This is a genomic window from Stackebrandtia albiflava (assembly GCF_007994225.1).
Lineage (GTDB): Bacteria > Actinomycetota > Actinomycetes > Mycobacteriales > Micromonosporaceae > Stackebrandtia > Stackebrandtia albiflava.
The window spans coordinates 55,300-75,284 of sequence record NZ_VLLL01000008.1 but is presented as its reverse complement, the minus strand read 5'-3'; the positions used below and the strand labels follow the sequence as shown (position 1 = coordinate 75,284).

The following is a 19,985-nucleotide window of genomic DNA, read 5'->3' as shown; positions in this document are numbered from 1 at the left end:
GGTGCGTGCGCACTACGGTGTGGCGGCTCCAGTGGTTCAACCCTCGGTGATCCGTTCCACCACGGTCGCCGCGAGTGCGTGCAGGTGGCGGTTCAGGTCCTCGTCGGTCAAGGTGTCGGCCACGTATTCGGGTCCGACCGCCTCGGCCTGGAACCGCATCGCGAGGACGACGTCCCCGGCCGCCACCCACAATTCGCCCTGCCGCGTCCCCTGGTGCGTCCAGTACACGGCGAACTCGGAGACGTCGGCGACCCGATCGGTGACGGTCGGTTCCAGGAACGGTCGTTGGTTCTCCAGGTCCCGCGCGACCCATTCGGTTCCCGACCGTCCCGCGACCTGCGGGTAGGCGATCGCCTCGAGTGTCAGAACGAACCGGTGGCTGCCGGTACCGGTGGCGTCGGAATAGGGTGCGTCGACCGGATGAGAGCCACCCCGCCACGTGCACGCCACCGGCCCGGCGTCGTAGCCGGCCCAGCCCCGGGGAAGCTCCTCACCGTCGGCCGTACCGGCCGGAGCCGGTGACAGGGCGGCGAGGTCGTCACCGGTCAGCAGTGAGCAGGGTGTGCCCAGGCCGTAGGACTCCCGCAGGTTCGCGCTGTCGGTCCGTGGTGCGGTCGGCGCGTCGGCGAGCCGGGCCACGGCCGTCTCGGCGGCGGCGAGCACGATCCGCGATCGGTCGTCCGCCACGACGGTGTACGTCAGTTGCATGTGGATGTTGCCCGCGCACAGGCCGACCTCGTCCTGGCCGCCGTGAGCGGCGTGTTCGGCGGTGTCGGCGCCCGGCACCGAGGTGGTCTCACCGTCGAACCACTCCAGGTCGCCGCAGGCGTCCTCGGCGTCCTCGTATCTGGCCAGGGAGACGGCCATTACGGTCGGTTCCCCCGTCCGCACCCCGTCCGGGGCCTCGCGTTGCTCGGTATCGAGATAACGGGCGGGGTCGTACGCGAACAGGCAGGTCGCCTGTTCCAACGCGCCGTCGGCGACGATGTCGTCGTGGGTGTACCAGGGCAACACCGGGGCGTCGAGCGCTTCAATGTCCACAAGGGCGCACGGATCCGGTAGGGCGTCCACGTCGGAGGAACAGCCCGACAGACCGGCGGCCGCCAGCACGACCGGGATGAGCGCCGAGAGTCCGGCCTTGTGTGTCACATCGTCCTCCATGATGGTGAGTCGGGCACCGGAATCGCCTCCGGCTCCGGGCGGCGGGGCGACTGGGAGACCTCGCGCGCATTATGCCTCTCCGGCGATCGGTGACGGCTCAGTACGGTTGGGTGAGGCGATGCCACCACCACGCGCGGTTCCGGTACGGGCCGTGTCGCGCGAACGGGTCGGGCAGCGTGATCCGCAGGTAGGCGTCGTCCAGCGGGGCCAGCAGTCGCCGCAGCTCGGCGCCGGCGGGCCGGGGAAGCCGGACGAGGGCCTGCTCCAGGAGGTCGCGGGCGTGCCGGACGTCGTCGAGCGCACAGGTCGGGGCACCACAGGTCTCCGGACGTGGGTACCGGACCGTGGTTCCCGAGCGGGACGTGAACGCCCGATACGACTCCCATGCGAGGGTCGTCATGCCGGGAGAGGTGCCGAGGAGGCCGGTCGTGGCCTCCCACTGCGCGATGGCGCTCGCGGTGCGGCCGGACAGGCCACGGATCCGGCGCAGTGAGCGAGGTGGACGTTCCGGTGTGACGCGCAGTGCGCGCGGCCGGTTACGCGGCATCGGCCTTTCGGGGGAAGGTCATGTGGCGATGTTACGCGCGGCGCGCCAGTCGGGGGCCGGTCGGCGGCGGCCGGCGCGGAGGTTCGGGTGGTGGACGGGTGAGCCGGTGCCAGTGGCCGGGCGCGCCGCGTGCCCGCGGCGCCACCTACGGACAGTCCGATGCAATCTCCCGGCGGAGCGGGGCGTACCGGGTGACACAGGCGCGCCGATCCCCGCCGCCAAGCCGAGCGTCCGCCGCCGTTACGGGGGTCCGGCGGCAGACCGCCTGCGGGCGCGGTACTGGGAGGACACCGCCCTCGCTCTGTATGGGCGGGGCCGCAACGCCGATGCCGCCGACACCCTGCTTCGCGCCGAGCAGGATGTCCCACAGGAGATCCGCTGCCGGCCATGGGCACAGCAGCTCACCGCCCACCTGCTCGCAGCTCCCGGCGCGACATGGCGTCTCCGGGATCTCGCCGTGCGCATCGGAGTCGGCTGAACGCATGGTTCGGCGCACAGGTGGCTGTCAGCTCGTGGGCTGTGCCACCACTGGCCGAATCAGGGGCGACGCACCCTTCCTTCGGCAGCCCTGCACGTCTCCGGGCGCGTGTCGGTCAGAACTCGAGGTCGATCTTGCCGGACTTGGGTTTCTTGTCCCAGCTTCCCCTGCCGTCGACGTCGGCCCATTCGGCGCTGAGTTTGCCGCCGGGTGAGATCTTCAGTTCGGCGGCGACGGTGTCCTCGGGCACCGCGAAGTACAGGGTCGTCGAGTCGGGGTCGAAGGGGCTGTCGGGGGTCCCGTAGTAGGGACTGTCCTCGTCGGCGACGAAGGTGAGGTCGCCCTCGGCGTCCACGGCGTCCCCACCCTCGGGGGTGAGCGAGAACAGGTCGCTCTGCTTCAACTCCCACAGCATCATGGGTTCGTGGCTGTCGGGTCCGGTGTCGAAGCCCCACACCGCGTTGGTGGTCATCCCGCTGATGGGCACACCGATCCAGACCTCGCCCTCGGGCGCCCAACCGGGTTCCTCGAGCCACGGCGAGCGTTGCGCGACGTCGACGTTCATGCTGATGGTGAGGTCGCGGTTCTCGGGCAGGTAGCCCGATCCGGCGTCGCCGACCGCGACGCCCTCACCCTCGTAGTCGGCGGGGTCGGCGGATTCGAACGCGGCGTTGTAGAAGCCCGCGACGGCCTCGGGGCGGTCGCCGGTGCGCAGGTCGAGGGTCTGGCCGCGCTTTTCGTCCATTACGGACAGTCGTACGTCTGCGCCCTGTGGGATCACGGCGGCGATGGTCTCTCCCGCGGCGGGAAGCCGTTCCAGGGGGCGTTGTTCGTCGCCGACGCGCAGGACCGCCGTCACCGGTCCACTCGCGGGAACGGTCGCCGGTCCCGCGACCGCGACGAAGAACTCGGTGCCCTCCTTGGCCCGGATGGGGCCCCCGTCGAAACCGAAGGCCGCGGCGTGTTCGGCGGGGACCTCCGACATCACCGAGTAACCGGACAGTTCCAGGTGGTAGTGCGGGCCGATGAGCTGGCCCGGGCGGCCGTCGGCGCCGGCGTCGAAAGTGTTGGCGGGGGCCAGTTCGCCGGCCTGCGCCACCGTGACGTAGCCGGGCGGGCCGTAGCGGTTGAAGGCCGCGGCGACGTTGCCGCAGGCGGTCGTCGTCAACGCGAGTCCCAGCGCGACGGGCATGACGATTCGAGCAAACCGGGAGGACATGCGCCCAAGATATACGCCGGTGACGTGGCGTGCGTAGGTCCGGTTGCCCATTCCCGCATCGGCTTCCCGGTCACCGGATTCCCCCGGGAACCGGCTTCCGGCCGTTCGTCGTGGGCTCGGCCCGCCCGGGTATTCCCAGTGCGGTGACCGGCGCCCGGGAACGACGGCCTCGCAACGTCAACCCGCGCGAGACGGACCGGCGGACGTCTGACAACCTGGACGCCTACCCCTTGTCCAAAACAGAATAGCCATTGAGGAGCTACCCATGGTGATGGGCCCCACCCATGCGGTGTCCGGGGCGGCGGCATGGCTGGTGGCCTCCGCCGTCGCCGAAGGCGTCTTCGACTACCACCAGGAACCCGCCACGATAGCCATCGGCACCATCGCCTGCACCGGGGCGGCGCTGCTTCCCGACCTCGACTGTTCGGGCCGGGTGCTGCAGAACAAGGGCGGCGCCACGGTCGCCCGGACGTTCGGCGTGGTCTCGTTGTTCGTCGCCGAGTGCGTCGAGAAGGCGTCCCTGGGAATCTATCTCGTCACGCGCACCAAAAAGGACGGTAAGAAGACCAACGGTCACCGCACCTTCACCCACACGTGGTTGTTCGCCGCACTGCTGGGGATCGGGGTCGCGGCGCTGGTGAACAGTTTCGGCAAGCCCGCCGTGATCGGTGTGATGTTCGTGTTGACGGGGTTGGCGATCCGTGGCGTCATGAACGACTGGGCGAAGAAGCAGGGCTGGTGGGTGGTGACCTTGTTGTCGCTGGCCACGGCGTTCGGCCTCTATCAGCTACTACCGGGCAACAACTCCTACGCGGTGCTCGGCGCGGCGGTCGGGATCGGTTGCGTCGTGCACACCTTCGGCGACATGATCACGAAGATGGGTTGCCCGATCGTCTTCCCGGTGCCGATCAAGCGGCAGTTGTGGTACGAGATCGGCCTGCCGAAGAAGATGGCGATCCGGGCGGGCAGCAAGGTGGAGACCAAGGTGTTGATGCCGGTGTTCACGACGGCCGCCGTCGGCGCGATGCTGTTCCTGCTGCCGGAGATGCGCAAGCTGTTCGCGGGCCTGTTGGAGTAGGCCCGCCCGATACGGGTCCCGCCGCCCGGGCCGAGCCTTCGGGGCCGTCGGTCGGCGGGGGTAGAGTTGCCGGTCGGCGCTGCGGTATGCCCGCAGTCCGATCGGTTTGCCCGTTTTGTCGGTGTTTGGGGTAGCTCTGACCATGAAATCGTCCACCAAGAACCTCTCCGGTCTGCTGACGGCCGCGTTGACCGAACCGGGCGTGGGACGGGCCGTCCGGCTGGCGGCGTCCGGCGGCTCCCCCGCCGAACTGGTCGACGTCACCGCGCCCACCGCGATGCGTCCGTTCCTGGTCGCCGGCCTGGCCTCCGACGCCGGGGCGGGCCGTACCGTGCTGGCGGTCACCGCGACCAGCCGGGAGGGCGAGGAACTGGCCGACGGCCTGGCGGGCCTGCTGCCCGACGACTCGGTGGCGTTCTACCCGGCGTGGGAGACCCTGCCGCACGAGCGGTTGTCGCCGCGCAGCGACACGGTGGGCCGCCGGCTGGCGGTGCTGCACCGGTTGGCGCGCCCCGGCGGCGCCCCGTTGCGTGTCGTGGTGGCCCCGGTCCGCAGCATGCTGCAACCGCAGTTGAAGGGCCTGGGCGACCTGGAGCCGGTACGGCTGCGGCGCGGCGGTGAAGCGGACCTGTCCGAGGTGACGGCGACGCTGGTGGATCTGGCGTACTCCCGGGTGGACCTGGTCGAGAAACGCGGCGAGTTCGCCGTCAGGGGCGGCATCCTGGACGTCTTCCCGCCCACCGACGAGCACCCGTCGCGGGTGGAGTTCTTCGGCGACGAGATCGACTCGATCCGGACGTTCTCCGTCGCCGACCAGCGTTCCCTCGCCGACGCCGAGACGGTGTTCGCGCCACCGTGCCGGGAACTGCTGTTGACGCCCGCGGTCCGCGAGAGCGCCGCCGAGCTGGCCGAGCGGCACCCGGGCCTGGCCGAGATGTGCGGACAACTGGCGGAGGGCATCCCGGTGGAGGGCATGGAGTCGCTGACTCCAGCCCTGCTGGGCGCCGACCGACTGGAACTGCTGGTGGACACCCTCCCGGCGGGCACGATCGTGGTGAACTGCGACCCCGAACGGATCCGGTCCCGGGCGCACGACCTGGTCGCCACCAGTGAGGAGTTCCTGCAGGCGAGCTGGGCGGCGGCCGCGACCGGCGGAGACGCGCCCATCGACCTGGGCGCGGCGGCGTTCCGCAGCCTCGGTGAGGTCCACGAGGCCGCTACCGCGCACGACTGCCCGTGGTGGTCGATCAGCCCGTTCGGTACGGCGGCACCGGAGTCCACCGAGGACGAGTTGGCGGCCATCACCGGCGACGCGATCCGGGTCACCGACGTGTACGACGGCGACGAGACCGGTATCGCGGTGAACGCGGTGCAGGCGCCGCTCTACCACGGCAACGCGGCGAAACTCGCCGAGGACGTGCGCCGGTGGGTGGCGGCGGAGTGGCGGGTGTGCCTGGTGTTCGCCGGGCACGGCCTGGCGCAGCGGGCCGTGGAGCAGTTGCACGACGCCGGGATCGGGGCGGTCCTGGCCGGCGAGGTCGCGGAGCTGCCGCCGGGACAGGTGACCGTCACCGTCGGCGGCCTCACCAAGGGCGTCGTGGACGACGCGAACCGGCTGGCGGTCCTCACCGGGGACGACATCTCCGGCGGCAAGGGCGCCACCACCAGGGACATGCGGCGGCTGCCGTCGCGGCGGCGCGGCGGCGTCAACCCGCTGGAGTTGTCGGCGGGCGACTACGTCGTGCACGAACAGCACGGCGTCGGCCGGTACGTGGAACTGGTGCGGCGGGTCGTCAACGGCGCCGAACGCGAGTACCTGGTGTTGGAGTACGCGGCGAGCAAACGCGGCCAGCCGGGTGACCGGTTGTTCGTGCCGACCGACGCGCTCGACCAGTTGACCCGTTACGTCGGTGGGGAGATGCCCACCGTCCACAAGCTCGGCGGCTCCGACTGGCAGAAGGCCAAGAGCCGCGCCCGCAAGGCCGTCCGGGAGATCGCCGCCGAGTTGATCAAGCTGTACGCGGCGCGGCAGGCGACCCAGGGGCACGCGTTCGGCCCGGACACGCCGTGGCAGCGGGAACTGGAGGACGCGTTCCCGTACCACGAGACGCCCGACCAGGCCGCCGCGATCGACGAGGTCAAGCGGGACATGCGCGCCACCGTCCCGATGGACCGGCTGATCTGCGGCGACGTGGGTTACGGCAAGACCGAGATCGCGGTGCGGGCGGCGTTCAAGGCCGTCACCGACGGCAAACAGGTCGCCGTGCTGGTGCCGACGACCCTGCTGGCGAGCCAGCACTTCAACACGTTCACCGACCGCATGTCGCAGTTCCCGGTGACGATCCGGCAGTTGTCGCGGTTCCAGACTCCGAAGGAGGCCGAGCAGATCCAGGCGGGACTGGCCGCCGGCGAGGTGGACATCGTCGTGGGGACGCACCGGCTGTTGCAGGCCGAGACCCGTTTCAAGGACCTGGGCCTGGTCATCGTGGACGAGGAACAACGGTTCGGCGTCGAGCACAAGGAGCACCTGAAGTCGCTGCGGGCGCACGTGGACGTGCTGGCGATGTCGGCGACACCGATCCCCCGGACCCTGGAGATGGCGGTGACCGGCATCCGGGAGATGTCGACGATCGCGACACCACCGGAGGAACGGCACCCGGTGCTGACGTTCGTGGGCGCCTACGACCCCCGCCAGGTGGGTGCGGCGATCCGCCGTGAACTGCTGCGGGACGGTCAGGTGTTCTACCTGCACAACCGGGTGGAGTCGATCGAGAAGGCCGCTGCCCGGTTGCGCGAGATCGTGCCCGAGGCGCGGGTCGTCACCGCGCACGGGAAGATGGGCGAGACGCGGCTCGAACAGATCATGCAGGGCTTCTGGGAACGCGAGTTCGACGTACTCGTGTCCACCACCATCATCGAGTCCGGCATCGACATCCCCAACGCGAACACGCTGATCGTGGAACGGGCCGACCTGCTCGGACTGTCGCAGCTGCACCAGATCCGGGGCCGGGTCGGGCGCGGCCGGGAACGCGCGTACGCCTACTTCATGTACCCGCCGGAGAAGCCGCTGACCGAGCAGGCGCACGAACGGCTCGCCACCATCGCGCAGCACACCGAGCTGGGCGCGGGCATGTACGTGGCCATGAAGGACCTGGAGATCCGCGGCGCCGGGAACCTGCTGGGCGGGGAACAGTCCGGTCACATCGCCGGGGTCGGTTTCGACCTGTACGTGCGGATGGTCGGCGACGCGGTCCGCACCTTCAAGGGCGCCAAGGACGAGATCCTCACCGAGGTGAAGATCGACCTGCCGGTGGACGCGCACATCCCCTACGACTACATCGAGGTGGAGCGGCTGCGGCTGGAGATGTACCGCAAGATCGCGGAGGTGCACACCGAGTCCGAACTGGACGAGGTGCGCTCCGAGATGGCCGACCGGTACGGCGAACCGCCCGAGACGGTCGAGAACCTGGTGCAGGTGGCCCGGTTCCGGCTGCTGGCGAGGTCGCGCGGCCTGTCGGAGGTGTCGTTGCAGGGCAGGCACATCCGGTTCTCCCCGATCGAGTTGCCGGACTCCAAGCAGATGCGGTTGAAGCGGTACTACCCCGACGCGGTGTACAAGAAGGCGGCGGACCTGATCTCGGTCGGCCGGCCGCAGACCGCCAGGGTGGGCGGCAGCCCGCTCGACGGTGTCGCGTTGTTGCAGTGGTGCGCCGAGCTGATCGACCAGGTGACGGAGCCGGCCAAGTCCGCCGCCACGTCGGGCTGACCCGGCACGGGCTCGCGCTTGGTCCCCGCCGTTGCGCGCTCGGTCCCGCTTGGTCCTCGCCGTTGCGCGCCCCATTCCGCTTGGTCCCCGCCGTTGCGCGCTTGGTCCCCGCCAGATGCGGACATGTAGGCATGTATGTGATATTTCGGGCGGACTTCGCCGACGCGGCGGGGACCAAGCGGAACACGGGAGGGACAAGCGCCACCTGCCGGGGACCAAGCGGAACACGGGAGGGACAAGCGCCACCTGCCGGGGACCAAGCGGGGTGAGGGGGTGGGGCCGGGATGCTTTAAGCTCGCTGCTGGTCCGAACACCTTGGAGGTATCCCCGTGAAACCGCGCATGTCACGCCGCCTGGTCCTGGCGGCCGTCCTGGGGATCGCCGCGGCGGCCACCGTGTCGGCCTGCCGCGTGGAGCAGGGCGCCGCGTTGTTCGTCGGTGACGTGCGGGTCACCGACACGCAGATCTCCGAGGTCGTCGACAGCGTTCCCACCGAACTGTTCACCTCCGGCCCCGACCAGATGACCACCGGTTTCGGCGGCGTCCGGCAGCAGGTGATGGAGGCGTTCGTGGTCGTGGAACTGGGCAGGCAGGTCGCCGCCGACACCGGCGCGACCCCCGACGAGACCGCGGACGCGACCGCGCGGGAGGGCTGGACGCAGCGCACCGGCCTGCCGGAGGACAACCCGTTCGTGGCGCTGCTCGGTGAGGCCGAGGGCTACCGGGCCATGTTGAAGCAGGGCGCGGAACCGGCCGCGCCGACCGACGAGGAGGTGGCGGACGTCGCCGCCAACTTCATCGCCGTAACGGGTCAGCCGCTCGACGAGGCGAGCATCTCGCAGCTTGCGGTCACCCTGAACGGCGAGACCGGTCAACGGATCGTCGGTGAACGGCGGCAGCTCGCCGACTACGTGGCCGAGTACGACGTGCAGACGAACCCGCGTTACGGCCGGGTCTCGGTGATCTCGTTCTACGACCCCAGCGGCGTGATGCTCACCGTCCCGGTGCCGAACTGACCCATGCCGCACATCCACTGGCTCATCACCTCGCCCCGGCTCCCGGCCGGGCTGTTGAGCGCGGCCGCCTGGGACGTACTGTGCAGCGGTACGGCGGTGTTCGCCGCGGCGGAGTCGCCGTTGGCCGTCCTGTTGCGGGACGACGATGTCGAGGTGACGGTCGTGCCGCCGGAGTCGGCCGCCGACCGGCTCCTGTCGTCGGGTGGTGTCTGGTTGGCGGGGCCGGACGGTGACGAGACCCTGGCGGCGGCGATCGGGCGCCGGTTGCCGGACTCCCCCGGTGTCGAGTTCGAGTTGCTGTACGGGTCGTGGGATCCGCCGGGGGCGCGGCTGCTCGACCTGGTCGCGGTGATCGACCGGTTGCGGTCTCCCGGTGGTTGCCCCTGGGACGCCGCGCAGACGCATCGCAGTCTCGCGCCGTACCTGTTGGAGGAGGCGTATGAGACGGCGGACGCGATAGCCTCCGGCGACCCCGCGCACCTGCGGGAGGAGCTGGGCGACCTGTTGTTCCAGCCGTTGCTGCACGCCCGCCTGGCGTCGGAGGACACCGAATCGGGTTTCGACGCCGACGACGTGGCCGCCGACGTGGTCGCCAAGTTGATCCGGCGCCACCCGCACGTCTTCGGTGACGTGACCGCGTCCGATCTGGACGAACTCGGTCAACGGTGGGACGCCATCAAGGCGGAGGAGAAACCCGAACGCCGGTACGCCGTCGACGGTGTGGTGTCGGCGCAACCGGCGCTGTCGTTGGCGGCGAAGTTCCTGTCACGGGTGGAGCGGGCGGGACTGGACGTTCCGGTGCCCGCGTGGCCTTCCGCGCCGGTGGACGGTGCGGCCGACGAGGTCGGTGACGCCCTGTTGGCGGCGGTCGCGGCGGCCCGTGCCGCCGGGGTGGACGCGGAGTCGGCGCTGCGTGAGGCCGCACTGCGGTACGCCGACACCGCCCGCGCCACCGAGGACCGCACCAGCTGAACAAGGGCGGGGGCACGCGTCGAAGTCCTCGGCGTCGGAAGCCCGCACGGTCTCACCGGGAAGCGGGGCCGGTGGCCGCCATAAGAGGCGCGGGCCGGGTCGCCCGGTAGCGCTCCACACCGGCGACGGCGGCCCACAGGTAGACCGAGAAGTACAGGGCGCGTTGCAACAGGCCGCCGGGCAGGTCCAGGAACGGCTGCACCGGGATGAGGACGAGCGCGAGGGTGGTCGCAGTCGCGCACACCGTCGTCCATCGGGCGGGCCCGGTGGCCCCGGCCCGGCGCAGTACCGCCGCGAGCAGGAACAGCGCGGGGATCTGCACGACCATGCCGGGCAGTGTCCCGGCGACGTGCGCGACGAAGTCCACATCGGCCGGTATGAGGCCGGGAATCGCGTTGCAGAGCCCGAAGACGACGAGCAGTACCGTCGCGGCGGTGGTACGTCGCCCGGGCGGCCAGGTGCCGCGCAGCCACATCGCCCCGGCGGCGATTCCGGTACCCGCGAGGACGTTCGCCCAGTTGACCAGGTCGTGCAGGGGCGAGCAGATCGGGTAGTCCGCCAAGGGGTAGGTGCCGGTACCGCAGGTGGTGACACCGAGGTCACTCATCGGCTGCGCCGACGGGTCGTACGGAACGGTGCCTGCCGAGATCGCGACCACCTCGACCAGGATGTATCCCAATGGCAGCAGCCAGGCGAGGACACCGGCGATCCGGCGGGGCCGGCCGTCTCGCCAGGTGAGGCAGGCGACGGCCGTGGCCGCCATGACGGCGGCCATCGCGATGTACTGCGGTTCGGGCATCCGTTCCGGCCTCCGGTCGGCGTGGTGGGGTGGGGTGGGGTGGGTCCATGGTGCGGGTCGTCGGGGCCGGTGGCCTCGTTCCGGAGACGGATCCGGTGTGCCGCTTTCGGTGTAGCCGTGATGGCACCGGGTGCCGTTACGGGGTTCCGGCGCGACGGAGTCCGCAGTGGACCCTCTGCGGCGGTGGAATACCGCGCCGGGGTACTGCGGTCGGCCGATCGCGAGCCCCCGGGCTGCGATCATCACCGTACGGCGACCGAATCGTTACCAATCCGTCACCAAGTATTCGTTGCGGGCTCATTCTGACGATGATCTGGTTGTTGGCCAGCATATTGTCAACAATCTACCGATTCGTTTCGCCCGGATTCGTCCGGATATAACCGGGCAAAACGGCACGTTGTTCGAGGTCCGGCGGATCGGGTAAGTTGCACCCATGCCCCTCAGTGACACGAGTGAGCCCGCCGTCCACGTCTCGGAGCCGACCGGATTCCGGCTGGCGACCCCGACGCTGGACGACGGCGGCCGCATGTGGGAACTGGCGAAGGCGACCGGAACCCTCGACGTGAACTCCCGCTACAGCTACGTGCTGTGGTGCCGGGACTTCGCCGCGACCAGCGTCGTCGCCAATGACGGCGACCGTCTCGCGGGATTCGTCACCGGGTACCGCCGCCCCGCCGACGACCACGTGCTGTTCGTCTGGCAGGTCGCGGTCTCACCGAGTCATCGCCGCCAGGGGCTGGCCCGGCGAATGCTCGATCACCTCACCGACCGGACGATCCCGCACGGGGTCGACCACGTCGAGGCGACCGTCACCCCGGGCAACCTGCCGTCCACGCGACTGTTCACCTCGTTCGCCGCCGCGCGCGAGGCGACTCTCACGCGGGACGCGCTGTTCTCCGAGGAGATGCTCGGCAGCGGACACGAACCGGAGTTCCGGTTCCTGATCGGCCCGTTGGGCCGCCGCTGACGCGCGTATCCACGTCCGGGCTTCGAGCCGGCCCGGGCGCGTGCCCTGCCGGGCGGCCCAGTCCGCGGGTGCATCGGGGCAGCGGCCACAGGCCGACCCGGAAGACCCATGAGTGTATTCGAAGAAGTAGAGTCCCAGGTCCGCTCCTACTGCCGTGGCTGGCCCACGGTGTTCACCAGAGCAACGCAGTCAACGGTCGTCGACGAGTCCGGCAAGTCCTACATCGACTTCTTCGCCGGAGCCGGCGCACTCAACTACGGACACAACCACCCGGTGCTGAAGGCCGCGCTGCTGGAGTACCTCACCGGCGACAACATCGTCCACGCCCTGGACATGCACACCGCCGCCAAATCCCGTTTCCTGTCCCGGTTCCGGGACGTCGTCCTGAAGCCACGCGGCCTCGACTACAAGGTGCAGTTCCCCGGTCCGGCGGGCACCAATGCCGTCGAGGCGGCCATCAAACTGGCCCGCAAGGTCACCGGCCGGGAACTCATCGCCCGGTTCACCAACGCGTTCCACGGCATGACGCTCGGCGCGCTCGCCCTGACCGGCAACGCGATGAAACGCGAGGGTGCCGGTGTCCCGTTGGGGCACACCATGACCCTGCCGTACGACCGTTACCTCGACGGTCAGATGCCCGACCTGCTGTGGATGCGGCGCCTGCTGGAGGACTCCGGTTCCGGTGTCGCCCAACCGGCCGCCGTCATCGTCGAGACGGTGCAGGGTGAGGGCGGCGTCAACGTCGCCCGCCCGGAGTGGCTGCGCGCACTGGCGCAGTTGTGCCGGGAGAACGACATCCTGCTCATCGTCGACGACGTCCAGATGGGTTGCGGTCGCACCGGTCCGTTCTTCAGCTTCGAGGCGGCGGGCATCACGCCCGACATCGTGTGCCTGTCGAAGTCGCTGTCGGGTTACGGCCTCCCGTTCGCACTCACACTGTTCCGGCCCGACCTGGACGTGTGGGAGCCCGGCGAGCACAACGGCACGTTCCGCGGCTACAACCCGGCGTTCGTCACCGCGGCCACCGCGTTGGACGAGTTCTGGACCGACTCGGCGTTCGCCGAGGCCACCTGCGCGAAGTCGCACCTGGTGGCGGCGCGGCTGGCCGAGACCGCCGACGAACACGACGGCGTGTCCACCCGGGGTTCCGGGCTGGCGCGGGGCCTGGTGTTCGACGACACCCGGCTGGCGTCGGCGGTGTGCGCCGAGGCGTTCGAACGCGGCCTGCTGGTGGAGACGGCCGGTCCCGAGGACGAGGTGGTGAAACTGTTGCCGCCGTTGAACACGCCCGACGAACAGCTCGCCGACGGCCTCTCCGTTCTGGCCGACTCGGTGCGCGCGGTCATGAAGGAGATGGCATGAAGGTCCGCAGGCTCGAAGACGTGATCGGCACCGAGGACGACGTCCTCGGCAACGACCGCGACGTCGCGGAGGGCACCTGGCGGTCCCGCCGGCTGCTGCTGGCGCGCGACGGCGTCGGGTTCTCGCTGCACGACACCGTCCTGTTCGCCGGGACCGAGACGTCGATGTGGTACGCCAACCACGTCGAGGCCGTCTACGTCATCGAGGGCGAGGGCGAACTGACCGACCGGGAGACGGGCGAGAAGTACCGGCTGTCTCCCGGAACCATGTACCTGCTCGACGGGCACGAGCGCCACACGTTGCGCGCCCACACCGACGTGCGCACCGTGTGCGTGTTCAATCCGCCGGTGACCGGTCGCGAGGTGCATGACGAGAACGGGGTATATCCACTCCTCACCGAACCGGAGGACGAAAAGTGACGATTCGCGACCTCTATCCGACACGTTCCGGCCGTGAACCGGTCATGTTGTACCGCAACGAGGACCCGGTGGTGTACGGGACGGCCTCCGACGGCCCGATCGACGGGCCCACCCTCGACGGGTACGCCGACGACGGTTTCCTCACGGTGGACGAACTGGTGTCGCCGGGTGAGCTGGCGCAGTACCAGAACGAACTGAACCGGCTGCTGACCGACGAGTCGCTCGACGGCGACGAACGCGTGGTGCGGGAGAAGGGCTCCGACGAGGTCAGGTCGATCTTCGAGGTGCACAAGATCTCGGAACTGTTCGCCGCGCTGGTGCGTGACGAGCGGGTGGCGGGCCGTGCCCGGCAGATCCTCGGGTCCGACGTGTACGTGCACCAGAGCCGGGTCAACTACAAGCCCGGTTTCGGCGGCAATCCGTTCTACTGGCACTCCGACTTCGAGACCTGGCACGCCGAGGACGGCATGCCCCGGATGCGCGCGGTGAGCCTGTCGTTCGCGTTGACCGACAACCACGCCTACAACGGCGGGCTGATGATCATGCCCGGCTCCCACAAGACCTTCGTGTCCTGTGTGGGCGAGACCCCGCAGGACCACTACCGGGAGTCGCTGAAGGAGCAGGAGATCGGCACTCCCGACGAGACCAGCCTCAGTGTGCTCGCCGAGAAGCACGGCATCGAACTGTTCACCGGACCGGCCGGTTCGGCGACCATGTTCGACTGCAACTGCATGCACGGGTCGAACGGCAACATCACGCCGTTCCCGCGTTCGAACTTCTTCGTGGTGTTCAACAGCGTCGAGAACACCTGCGTGGAACCGTTCGCGGCGCCCCAGCCCCGGCCGGAGTTCATCGGTACACGGGACTTCACCCCGGTGCCCCGCTGACCCGACCCCCGGAGCGCGCGCCCCGTCGTCATCCCCCCGGCGGCGGGGCGCGCCCCTGCCCGGCCTCTCCCCACCCCGAAAACGCCGCCTTGGGTGGTCTGGAGCCCGCCTTGGGTGGTCGTAGGCCCGCCAGAAATCGGACATTCGAGCCTATTCGAGGCACGTCGATGGGCCTCAGACCACCCAAGGCGCATCTGAGGGGGAGGGGTGGCGGGTCAGTCGGTGGGGCGCAGGTGGGTGAAGGCCGCCAGGTTCCGGGTGGACTCGCCCCGCGACAGGCGCCACCGCCACTCCCGGCGGATGGAGTCGGCGAAGCCGATCTCCAGCGCGGTGTCGAACACCTCGTCGGCGTAGGTCAACACCGCGCCCAGCAGCCGGTCCAGTTCCGCCTCATCTATAGTGGACAGCGGCACCCGTCCCATCAGGTACACGTCGCCGTGGTCGTCCACCGCGAACGACACCCCGTACATCCCGGCGTTGCGGCGCAACAGGAGTCGCCACAGGCGTTCGTGGTCCTGCTCGGGGTGGCGCACCACGAACGCCTCGACGCGCAACGCGTGGTCCTCGACGATCAGGTTGCAGTTGGTCTTGAGCTTGTGGACGCCCGGTAGCCGCACCAGGTACGACCGGTCCCCGGTCGGTTCCCAGTCGGCCTCCAACGCGTCGAGCAGTGCCGCCAAGTCCGCCATGCCCCGACGTTACCGCCCCGGGATGCCCGCCCGGCGCGGCGACACCGCCCGCCGCCGTATGACGGCGTCGCAGTAGATCCGCATCAGGTCGCCGGCGGTGCGCCGCCACGTGAAGCCGTCGGCGTGCCGGACCGCCTCGGCGGCCATCAGCGCCCGCAGGTCCGGGTCGGTCAGCAGGCGGTTGAGGGCGGCGGCCCAGTCGGTCTCGTCGTGGCCGCCGACGAGGATCCCGGTGCGGCCGTCGGCGACCGCGGTGGTGAGGCCGCCGACGGCGGTCGCGACCACCGGTACGCCACACGCCTGCGCCTCCAGGGCGACCAGTCCGAAGGTCTCGTTGTGGCTGGGGACACAGACGGCGTCGCAGGCCCGGAACACCTCGGCGAGCCCGGCTCCGGAGCGGGGCGGCAGGAACGAGACGGCCCGGTCGAGGCCGAGTTCGGCGGTCAGGGCCGCCAGTTTCTCCGGATAGTCGGTGCCGACACCGGACGGGCCGCCCACGATCACGACCCGGATCCGCGCCGCGAGAGCCGGATTGAGGTCGCGGAGCCGGGCGACGGCGCGCAGCATCACGTCGGGTGCCTTCAACGCCTGGATGCGGCCGGCGAAGCCGAGCACGATCGCGTCGGCGGGCAGGCCGAGGCGCCGCCGGGCCTCGGCGGTGTCACCGGGCGTGAAGACCTCGGTGTCGACGCCGGGGGCGGTGACGGCGACACGCTCGGTGTCGGCGCCGTAGTGGCCGACGAGTTCACCGGCCTCGGCGGCGGTGTTGGCGACCAGGGCGTCGGCCTCGGCGACGACCTGTTCCTCGCCGACGACGCGCGCGAAGGGTTCCGGGGTGTCGCATTCGGCGAGGTTGAGGTTCTTGACCTTGGCGAGGGTGTGCGCGGAGTGCACGAGCGGCACGTTCCAGCGTTCCTTGGCCAGCCATCCGGCCTGCCCGGACAGCCAGTAGTGGCTGTGTATGACGTCGAAGTGCCCCGCCGGGCGGGCGGCCTCGGCGCGCAGCACCCCGGCGGTGAACGCGCACAGCTGCGACGGCAGGTCGTGCTTGGCGAGTCCTTCGAACGGTCCGGCCGGGACGTGGTGGACCAGGACGCCCGGCGACACCGGTACGACCGGCGGCTGGGACGAGGACGTGGCCCGGGTGAAGATCTCCACCTCCACGTCCAGGGCGGCGAGCTGCCGGGCGGTCTGCATGATGTACACGTTCATGCCGCCGGCGTCCCCGGTGCCGGGCTGCTCCAGCGGGGACGTGTGCATCGACAGCATGGCGACCCTGCGGGGCGTCTGGCGTCCGGTGCACGGTCGTGCCGCCCGGTTCAGTTCGCGGCGCCGTGGGCTACGCATCTGCGGTGTCTCCTAAGGCTCGGGGAAGCCGGAGTCGGCGGTCACGTCGACGGTCCGGGTCGCCGGTGATGACCGATTCGTCGGCTGGCATCTTCCCGACATGACGTTATCCCGCGACGCGCCGGCACCCGAAACGTGAGCTGATCGACATGAATCATTGAATCGCTCCGCCGGGGAGCGTGCCGCGCCCGCGCCCGCCGGTGGCACCATGGCGGGATGACCAGACCTATCGCAGTGGTGACCGGGGCGTCATCGGGAATCGGGTACGCGACGGCGCGGCGGCTGGCGGCGGAGGGTTTCCAGGTGGTGGCGGCGGCCCGCCGCGCCGACCGGTTGACCGAGCTGTGCGCCGAGATCGACGGTGTCGCGGTGACCTGCGACATCACCTCGCAGCCGGACGTGGACTCGCTGGCGGCGACGGTGGCGGGGCTGCCCGGCACGTTGACGCTGCTGGTCAACAACGCCGGGGGCGCCATCGGTCTGGAGGAGGTCGCCGACGCCGACGTCGAGGACTGGCGGCGCATGTACGACGTGAACGTGCTGGGGACGTTGCGGGTCACCCAGGCGTTGCTGCCGGCGCTGCTCGACTCCGGCGCGGGTTCGGTCGTGGTGGTCTCCTCCACGGCGGGCCTGCGCACCTACGAGGGCGGCGGTGGCTACTCGGCGGCCAAGCACGCGCAGTCGGTGCTGGCGGAGACGCTGCGGCTGGAGCTGAACGGGCGGCCGGTGCGGGTGATGGAGATCGATCCGGGGATGGTGCGCACCGAGGAGTTCTCGCTGGTGCGGTTCCGTGGCGACGCCTCGGCCGCCGCGCGGGTGTACGAGGGCGTGGCGGAGCCGCTGATCGCCGAGGACGTCGCCGACTGCGTGGCGTGGGTGGCGACGCGCCCGCATCACGTGAACGTGGACCGGCTGGTGGTGCGGCCGTTGGCGCAGGCCGCCAATCACAAGGTGCACCGGGTGCCGGGGTCCTGACGGATCCTGAACGGCGGCACCGGAAATACGGCTGCCGGGCGGCGGTGGCTGCGGTACCGTCGGTGTCGATGACCTCTTTCGGTCTTGTTGGGAGCCGCCCACCGCTTGTGGCGGCACACCCTCTCGGGTGGGCGGCTCGTCTCCCTCCACCGTCGGGCGGTGTCAGCCGACGACCTTCGACAGGTAGTCGCGGATTATCACCTTCGCCTGGGCCAGGATCTCGTCGTCTCCGTCGGGGTCCTTGCGGAAGGCGAGTTTGACGAGCGCGTCGCCGGTCTCGACGGCGACCATGACGGCGAGGCCGGTCGGTGGGGCCATCGGGAGTCCGAAGTGCTCGTCTAGCAGTTCGGCGAGCCGGGCGGCGAGGACGTCGTTGTTGCTGCGGGAGTCGTCCAGCAGGTGAACGTCCACTATGTCTCCGAAGTGGAGTGTTCTGAAGCCGGGCTCGGTGCGGTGCATCTCGATGTACTCGTCGATGACCGTGTCGACTATGTCCCACCACTGCCGGGGCGGTTCGGCGGCGATGTGGGCCTCCACGCGGGTGAAGAACGTGTCGAGGTGGCGCATTCCCAGTGCCCGTACGACTGCGCGCTTGTCGCCGAAGAACTGGTAGATCGAGCCGATGGCGACCTCGGCGCGCTGGGCGATGAGGGTCGTGGTCAGTCTCGTGTAGCCGATCTCGTCGAGCAGTGCCGCGCACGCGTCGAGCATCCGGGTCACCCGTTCGGTGCTGCGCTGCTGCACCGGCCTGCGCCGGAGGGTGCCCTCGGGTTCGGTGGACCGCGTCCGGACCGACGACCCGCCGCCGCTCGTCCGGCCGGTCGTGGCCCGGTGCTCAGCTACCGTTGACACGTCTTCTCCTTCGTGGTTCGCATCCGGTGTGAATTCTCCCGGATGATCGCCCCCGACCCGTGTCAGGGCCGGTACTCCCGGCGTGGTCGATCCGCCGACCGTACCCTTGACGAACCGCAAGATGAGGAGTATTCACGTTAGCGTGACTGTCACCACCGGATGGACCAACTGGGCCGGCACCGCGACCGCCCACCCGACACGGATCCACGCCCCCCGGGATCTCGCCGAGGTCACCACGCTAGTCGAGGCGGTCGGGGAACGCGGTGGAAAGCTCAAAGCCGTCGGATCCGGTCACTCCTTCACCGCGATAGCCGCCGCCCCGGACAACCTCATCCGGCTCGACGCGTACCGGCCCGCGCCGGTGGTGGACCCGGCCACCGGGCTGGTGACGGTACCGGCGGGCACGACGCTGCACGACCTCAACCGGCTGCTCGCCGCGCACGGTCTCGCCATGCCCAACCTCGGCGACATCGACGCCCAGACAGTCGCGGGCGCCACCGCCACCGGAACCCACGGCACCGGGGCCCGGCTCGGCGGACTCGCGACCTTCATCGCGGGCGTCACCCTCGTCGACGGCACCGGCACCGTCCGCCGCTACGACGCCGACTCCCCGGAACTGGCCGCCGTCGCGGTCAACCTGGGAGCCCTGGGCGTGGTCACCGACATCACGCTGCGCTGCGTCCCCGCGTTCCGGCTGCACGCCGACGAACGCCCCATGCCGCTCGACACCGTCCTGGCCGGTTTCGACGCCTTCGCCGACGACAACGACCACATGGAGTTCTACTGGTTCCCCGGCGCCGACCGGGCACTGGTCAAACGCAACAACCGGGCTGGGGAGGCGCCCCCACTGTCCCGGTTCCGAGGCTGGCTCGACGACGAGTTCCTGTCGAACCGGGTGTTCGGCGCGGTGTGCCGCCTCGGGCGGGCCGTCCCCGCGACCGTCCCCGCGATCACCGCGATATCGGCCCGCGCGCTGTCGGCGCGCACCTACATGGACGACTCGGCGGCCGTGTTCTGCACCCCGCGGCGGGTCCGGTTCGTCGAGATGGAGTACGCGGTGCCGCGCGGGTCCTTCGCCGCCGCGTTCGAGGGGCTGCGCGCCGCGGCCGCCCGGCACCGCGTGGTGTTCCCCGTCGAAGTCCGGGTGGCCGCCGCCGACGACCTGTGGCTGTCCACGGCGACCGGACGCGACTCGGTGTACTTCGCGGTGCACCAGTACCGGGGCATGCCGTACCGGGGCTACTTCGACGAGGTCGAGGCCGTGATGCGGGAACTGGGCGGGCGACCGCACTGGGGGAAGCTGCACGAACGCACCGCCGCCGACCTGGCCGCCGACTATCCCCGCTTCGGCGACTTCCTGGCGCTGCGCGACCGCCTCGACCCCGGGCGGGTGTTCGGCAACCCCTACCTCGACCGCGTACTCGGCGCCTGAACCTTCCGCCGGCCCCGCG

17 protein-coding genes are annotated in these 19,985 nt (G+C 70.3%); 10 read left to right on the top strand and 7 right to left on the bottom strand.

Going from position 1 to position 19,985, the window contains the following annotated elements; genetic code table 11:
• Positions 1-36: 36 nt before the first annotated feature.
• The 3 genes from LX16_RS21435 to LX16_RS21425 form a co-directional block, all read right to left on the bottom strand.
• A complete protein-coding gene (locus LX16_RS21435; protein ID WP_147142296.1) occupies positions 37-1,149 on the bottom strand; it encodes a hypothetical protein in 1,113 nt (370 codons plus the stop codon).
• A gap of 109 nt (positions 1,150-1,258) precedes the next feature.
• Positions 1,259-1,708 carry a hypothetical protein gene (locus tag LX16_RS21430; RefSeq protein ID WP_147142293.1) on the bottom strand — a complete coding sequence of 150 codons (450 nt, stop codon included), beginning with the start codon at positions 1,706-1,708 and terminating at the stop codon, positions 1,259-1,261.
• 593 nt (positions 1,709-2,301) lie between these two features.
• On the bottom strand, positions 2,302-3,405 hold the full coding sequence (locus tag LX16_RS21425; protein ID WP_147142289.1) for a hypothetical protein: 1,104 nt from the start codon (positions 3,403-3,405) through the stop codon (positions 2,302-2,304).
• Positions 3,406-3,670: 265 nt separating this feature from the next.
• Between LX16_RS21425 and LX16_RS21420 the strand changes: the two genes are divergently transcribed.
• From LX16_RS21420 to LX16_RS21405, 4 genes are all read left to right on the top strand, one after another.
• A complete protein-coding gene (locus LX16_RS21420; protein ID WP_211354679.1) occupies positions 3,671-4,483 on the top strand; it encodes a metal-dependent hydrolase in 813 nt (270 codons plus the stop codon).
• A gap of 142 nt (positions 4,484-4,625) precedes the next feature.
• Complete coding sequence (mfd, locus tag LX16_RS21415; protein ID WP_147142286.1) at positions 4,626-8,249, top strand: transcription-repair coupling factor; 3,624 nt, start codon at positions 4,626-4,628, stop codon at positions 8,247-8,249.
• 329 nt (positions 8,250-8,578) lie between these two features.
• Positions 8,579-9,265, top strand: coding sequence for a hypothetical protein (locus tag LX16_RS21410; RefSeq protein WP_147142284.1), 687 nt, complete (start codon positions 8,579-8,581; stop codon positions 9,263-9,265).
• 3 nt (positions 9,266-9,268) lie between these two features.
• Positions 9,269-10,237, top strand: a complete 969-nt coding sequence (locus LX16_RS21405; RefSeq protein ID WP_147142281.1) for a nucleoside triphosphate pyrophosphohydrolase — start codon at positions 9,269-9,271, stop codon at positions 10,235-10,237.
• A 52-nt stretch (positions 10,238-10,289) separates the two neighbouring features.
• Here the strand turns inward: LX16_RS21405 and LX16_RS21400 are convergent, their stop codons facing one another.
• Positions 10,290-11,036, bottom strand: coding sequence for a DUF998 domain-containing protein (locus tag LX16_RS21400; RefSeq protein WP_158645682.1), 747 nt, complete (start codon positions 11,034-11,036; stop codon positions 10,290-10,292).
• Positions 11,037-11,469: 433 nt separating this feature from the next.
• Between LX16_RS21400 and ectA the strand changes: the two genes are divergently transcribed.
• The 4 genes from ectA (at position 11,470) to thpD (ending at position 14,671) form a co-directional block, all read left to right on the top strand.
• Positions 11,470-12,003 carry a diaminobutyrate acetyltransferase gene (ectA, locus tag LX16_RS21395; protein WP_147142276.1) on the top strand — a complete coding sequence of 178 codons (534 nt, stop codon included), beginning with the start codon at positions 11,470-11,472 and terminating at the stop codon, positions 12,001-12,003.
• A gap of 108 nt (positions 12,004-12,111) precedes the next feature.
• Positions 12,112-13,365, top strand: a complete 1,254-nt coding sequence (gene ectB / locus LX16_RS21390) for a diaminobutyrate--2-oxoglutarate transaminase (protein WP_147142272.1) — start codon at positions 12,112-12,114, stop codon at positions 13,363-13,365.
• On the top strand, positions 13,362-13,784 hold the full coding sequence (locus LX16_RS21385; protein WP_147142269.1) for an ectoine synthase: 423 nt from the start codon (positions 13,362-13,364) through the stop codon (positions 13,782-13,784). Before ectB ends, LX16_RS21385 begins: the two co-directional genes overlap by 4 nt.
• A 44-nt stretch (positions 13,785-13,828) precedes the next feature.
• On the top strand, positions 13,829-14,671 hold the full coding sequence (gene thpD / locus LX16_RS21380; RefSeq protein WP_147142967.1) for an ectoine hydroxylase: 843 nt from the start codon (positions 13,829-13,831) through the stop codon (positions 14,669-14,671).
• Positions 14,672-14,886: 215 nt separating this feature from the next.
• On the opposite strand, the gene LX16_RS21375 is transcribed toward thpD, so the two are convergent.
• Both LX16_RS21375 and mshA read right to left on the bottom strand, forming a co-directional pair.
• Positions 14,887-15,360: a YbjN domain-containing protein gene (locus LX16_RS21375; RefSeq protein WP_147142266.1), complete on the bottom strand. Its 474-nt coding sequence runs from the start codon at positions 15,358-15,360 to the stop codon at positions 14,887-14,889.
• Between the two features lie 9 nt (positions 15,361-15,369).
• On the bottom strand, positions 15,370-16,707 hold the full coding sequence (gene mshA, locus LX16_RS21370; protein WP_147142263.1) for a D-inositol-3-phosphate glycosyltransferase: 1,338 nt from the start codon (positions 16,705-16,707) through the stop codon (positions 15,370-15,372).
• A 216-nt stretch (positions 16,708-16,923) separates the two neighbouring features.
• On the opposite strand from mshA, the gene LX16_RS21365 reads away from it, so the two are divergent.
• Positions 16,924-17,682, top strand: coding sequence for an SDR family oxidoreductase (locus tag LX16_RS21365; RefSeq protein WP_147142260.1), 759 nt, complete (start codon positions 16,924-16,926; stop codon positions 17,680-17,682).
• Positions 17,683-17,844: 162 nt separating this feature from the next.
• Here LX16_RS21365 and LX16_RS21360 read toward each other — a convergent pair whose 3' ends face one another.
• A complete protein-coding gene (locus LX16_RS21360; RefSeq protein ID WP_147142965.1) occupies positions 17,845-18,393 on the bottom strand; it encodes a TetR family transcriptional regulator in 549 nt (182 codons plus the stop codon).
• 262 nt (positions 18,394-18,655) lie between these two features.
• On the opposite strand from LX16_RS21360, the gene LX16_RS21355 reads away from it, so the two are divergent.
• Positions 18,656-19,966 carry a D-arabinono-1,4-lactone oxidase gene (locus LX16_RS21355; RefSeq protein ID WP_147142257.1) on the top strand — a complete coding sequence of 437 codons (1,311 nt, stop codon included), beginning with the start codon at positions 18,656-18,658 and terminating at the stop codon, positions 19,964-19,966.
• The last annotated feature ends 19 nt before the right edge of the window (positions 19,967-19,985 follow it).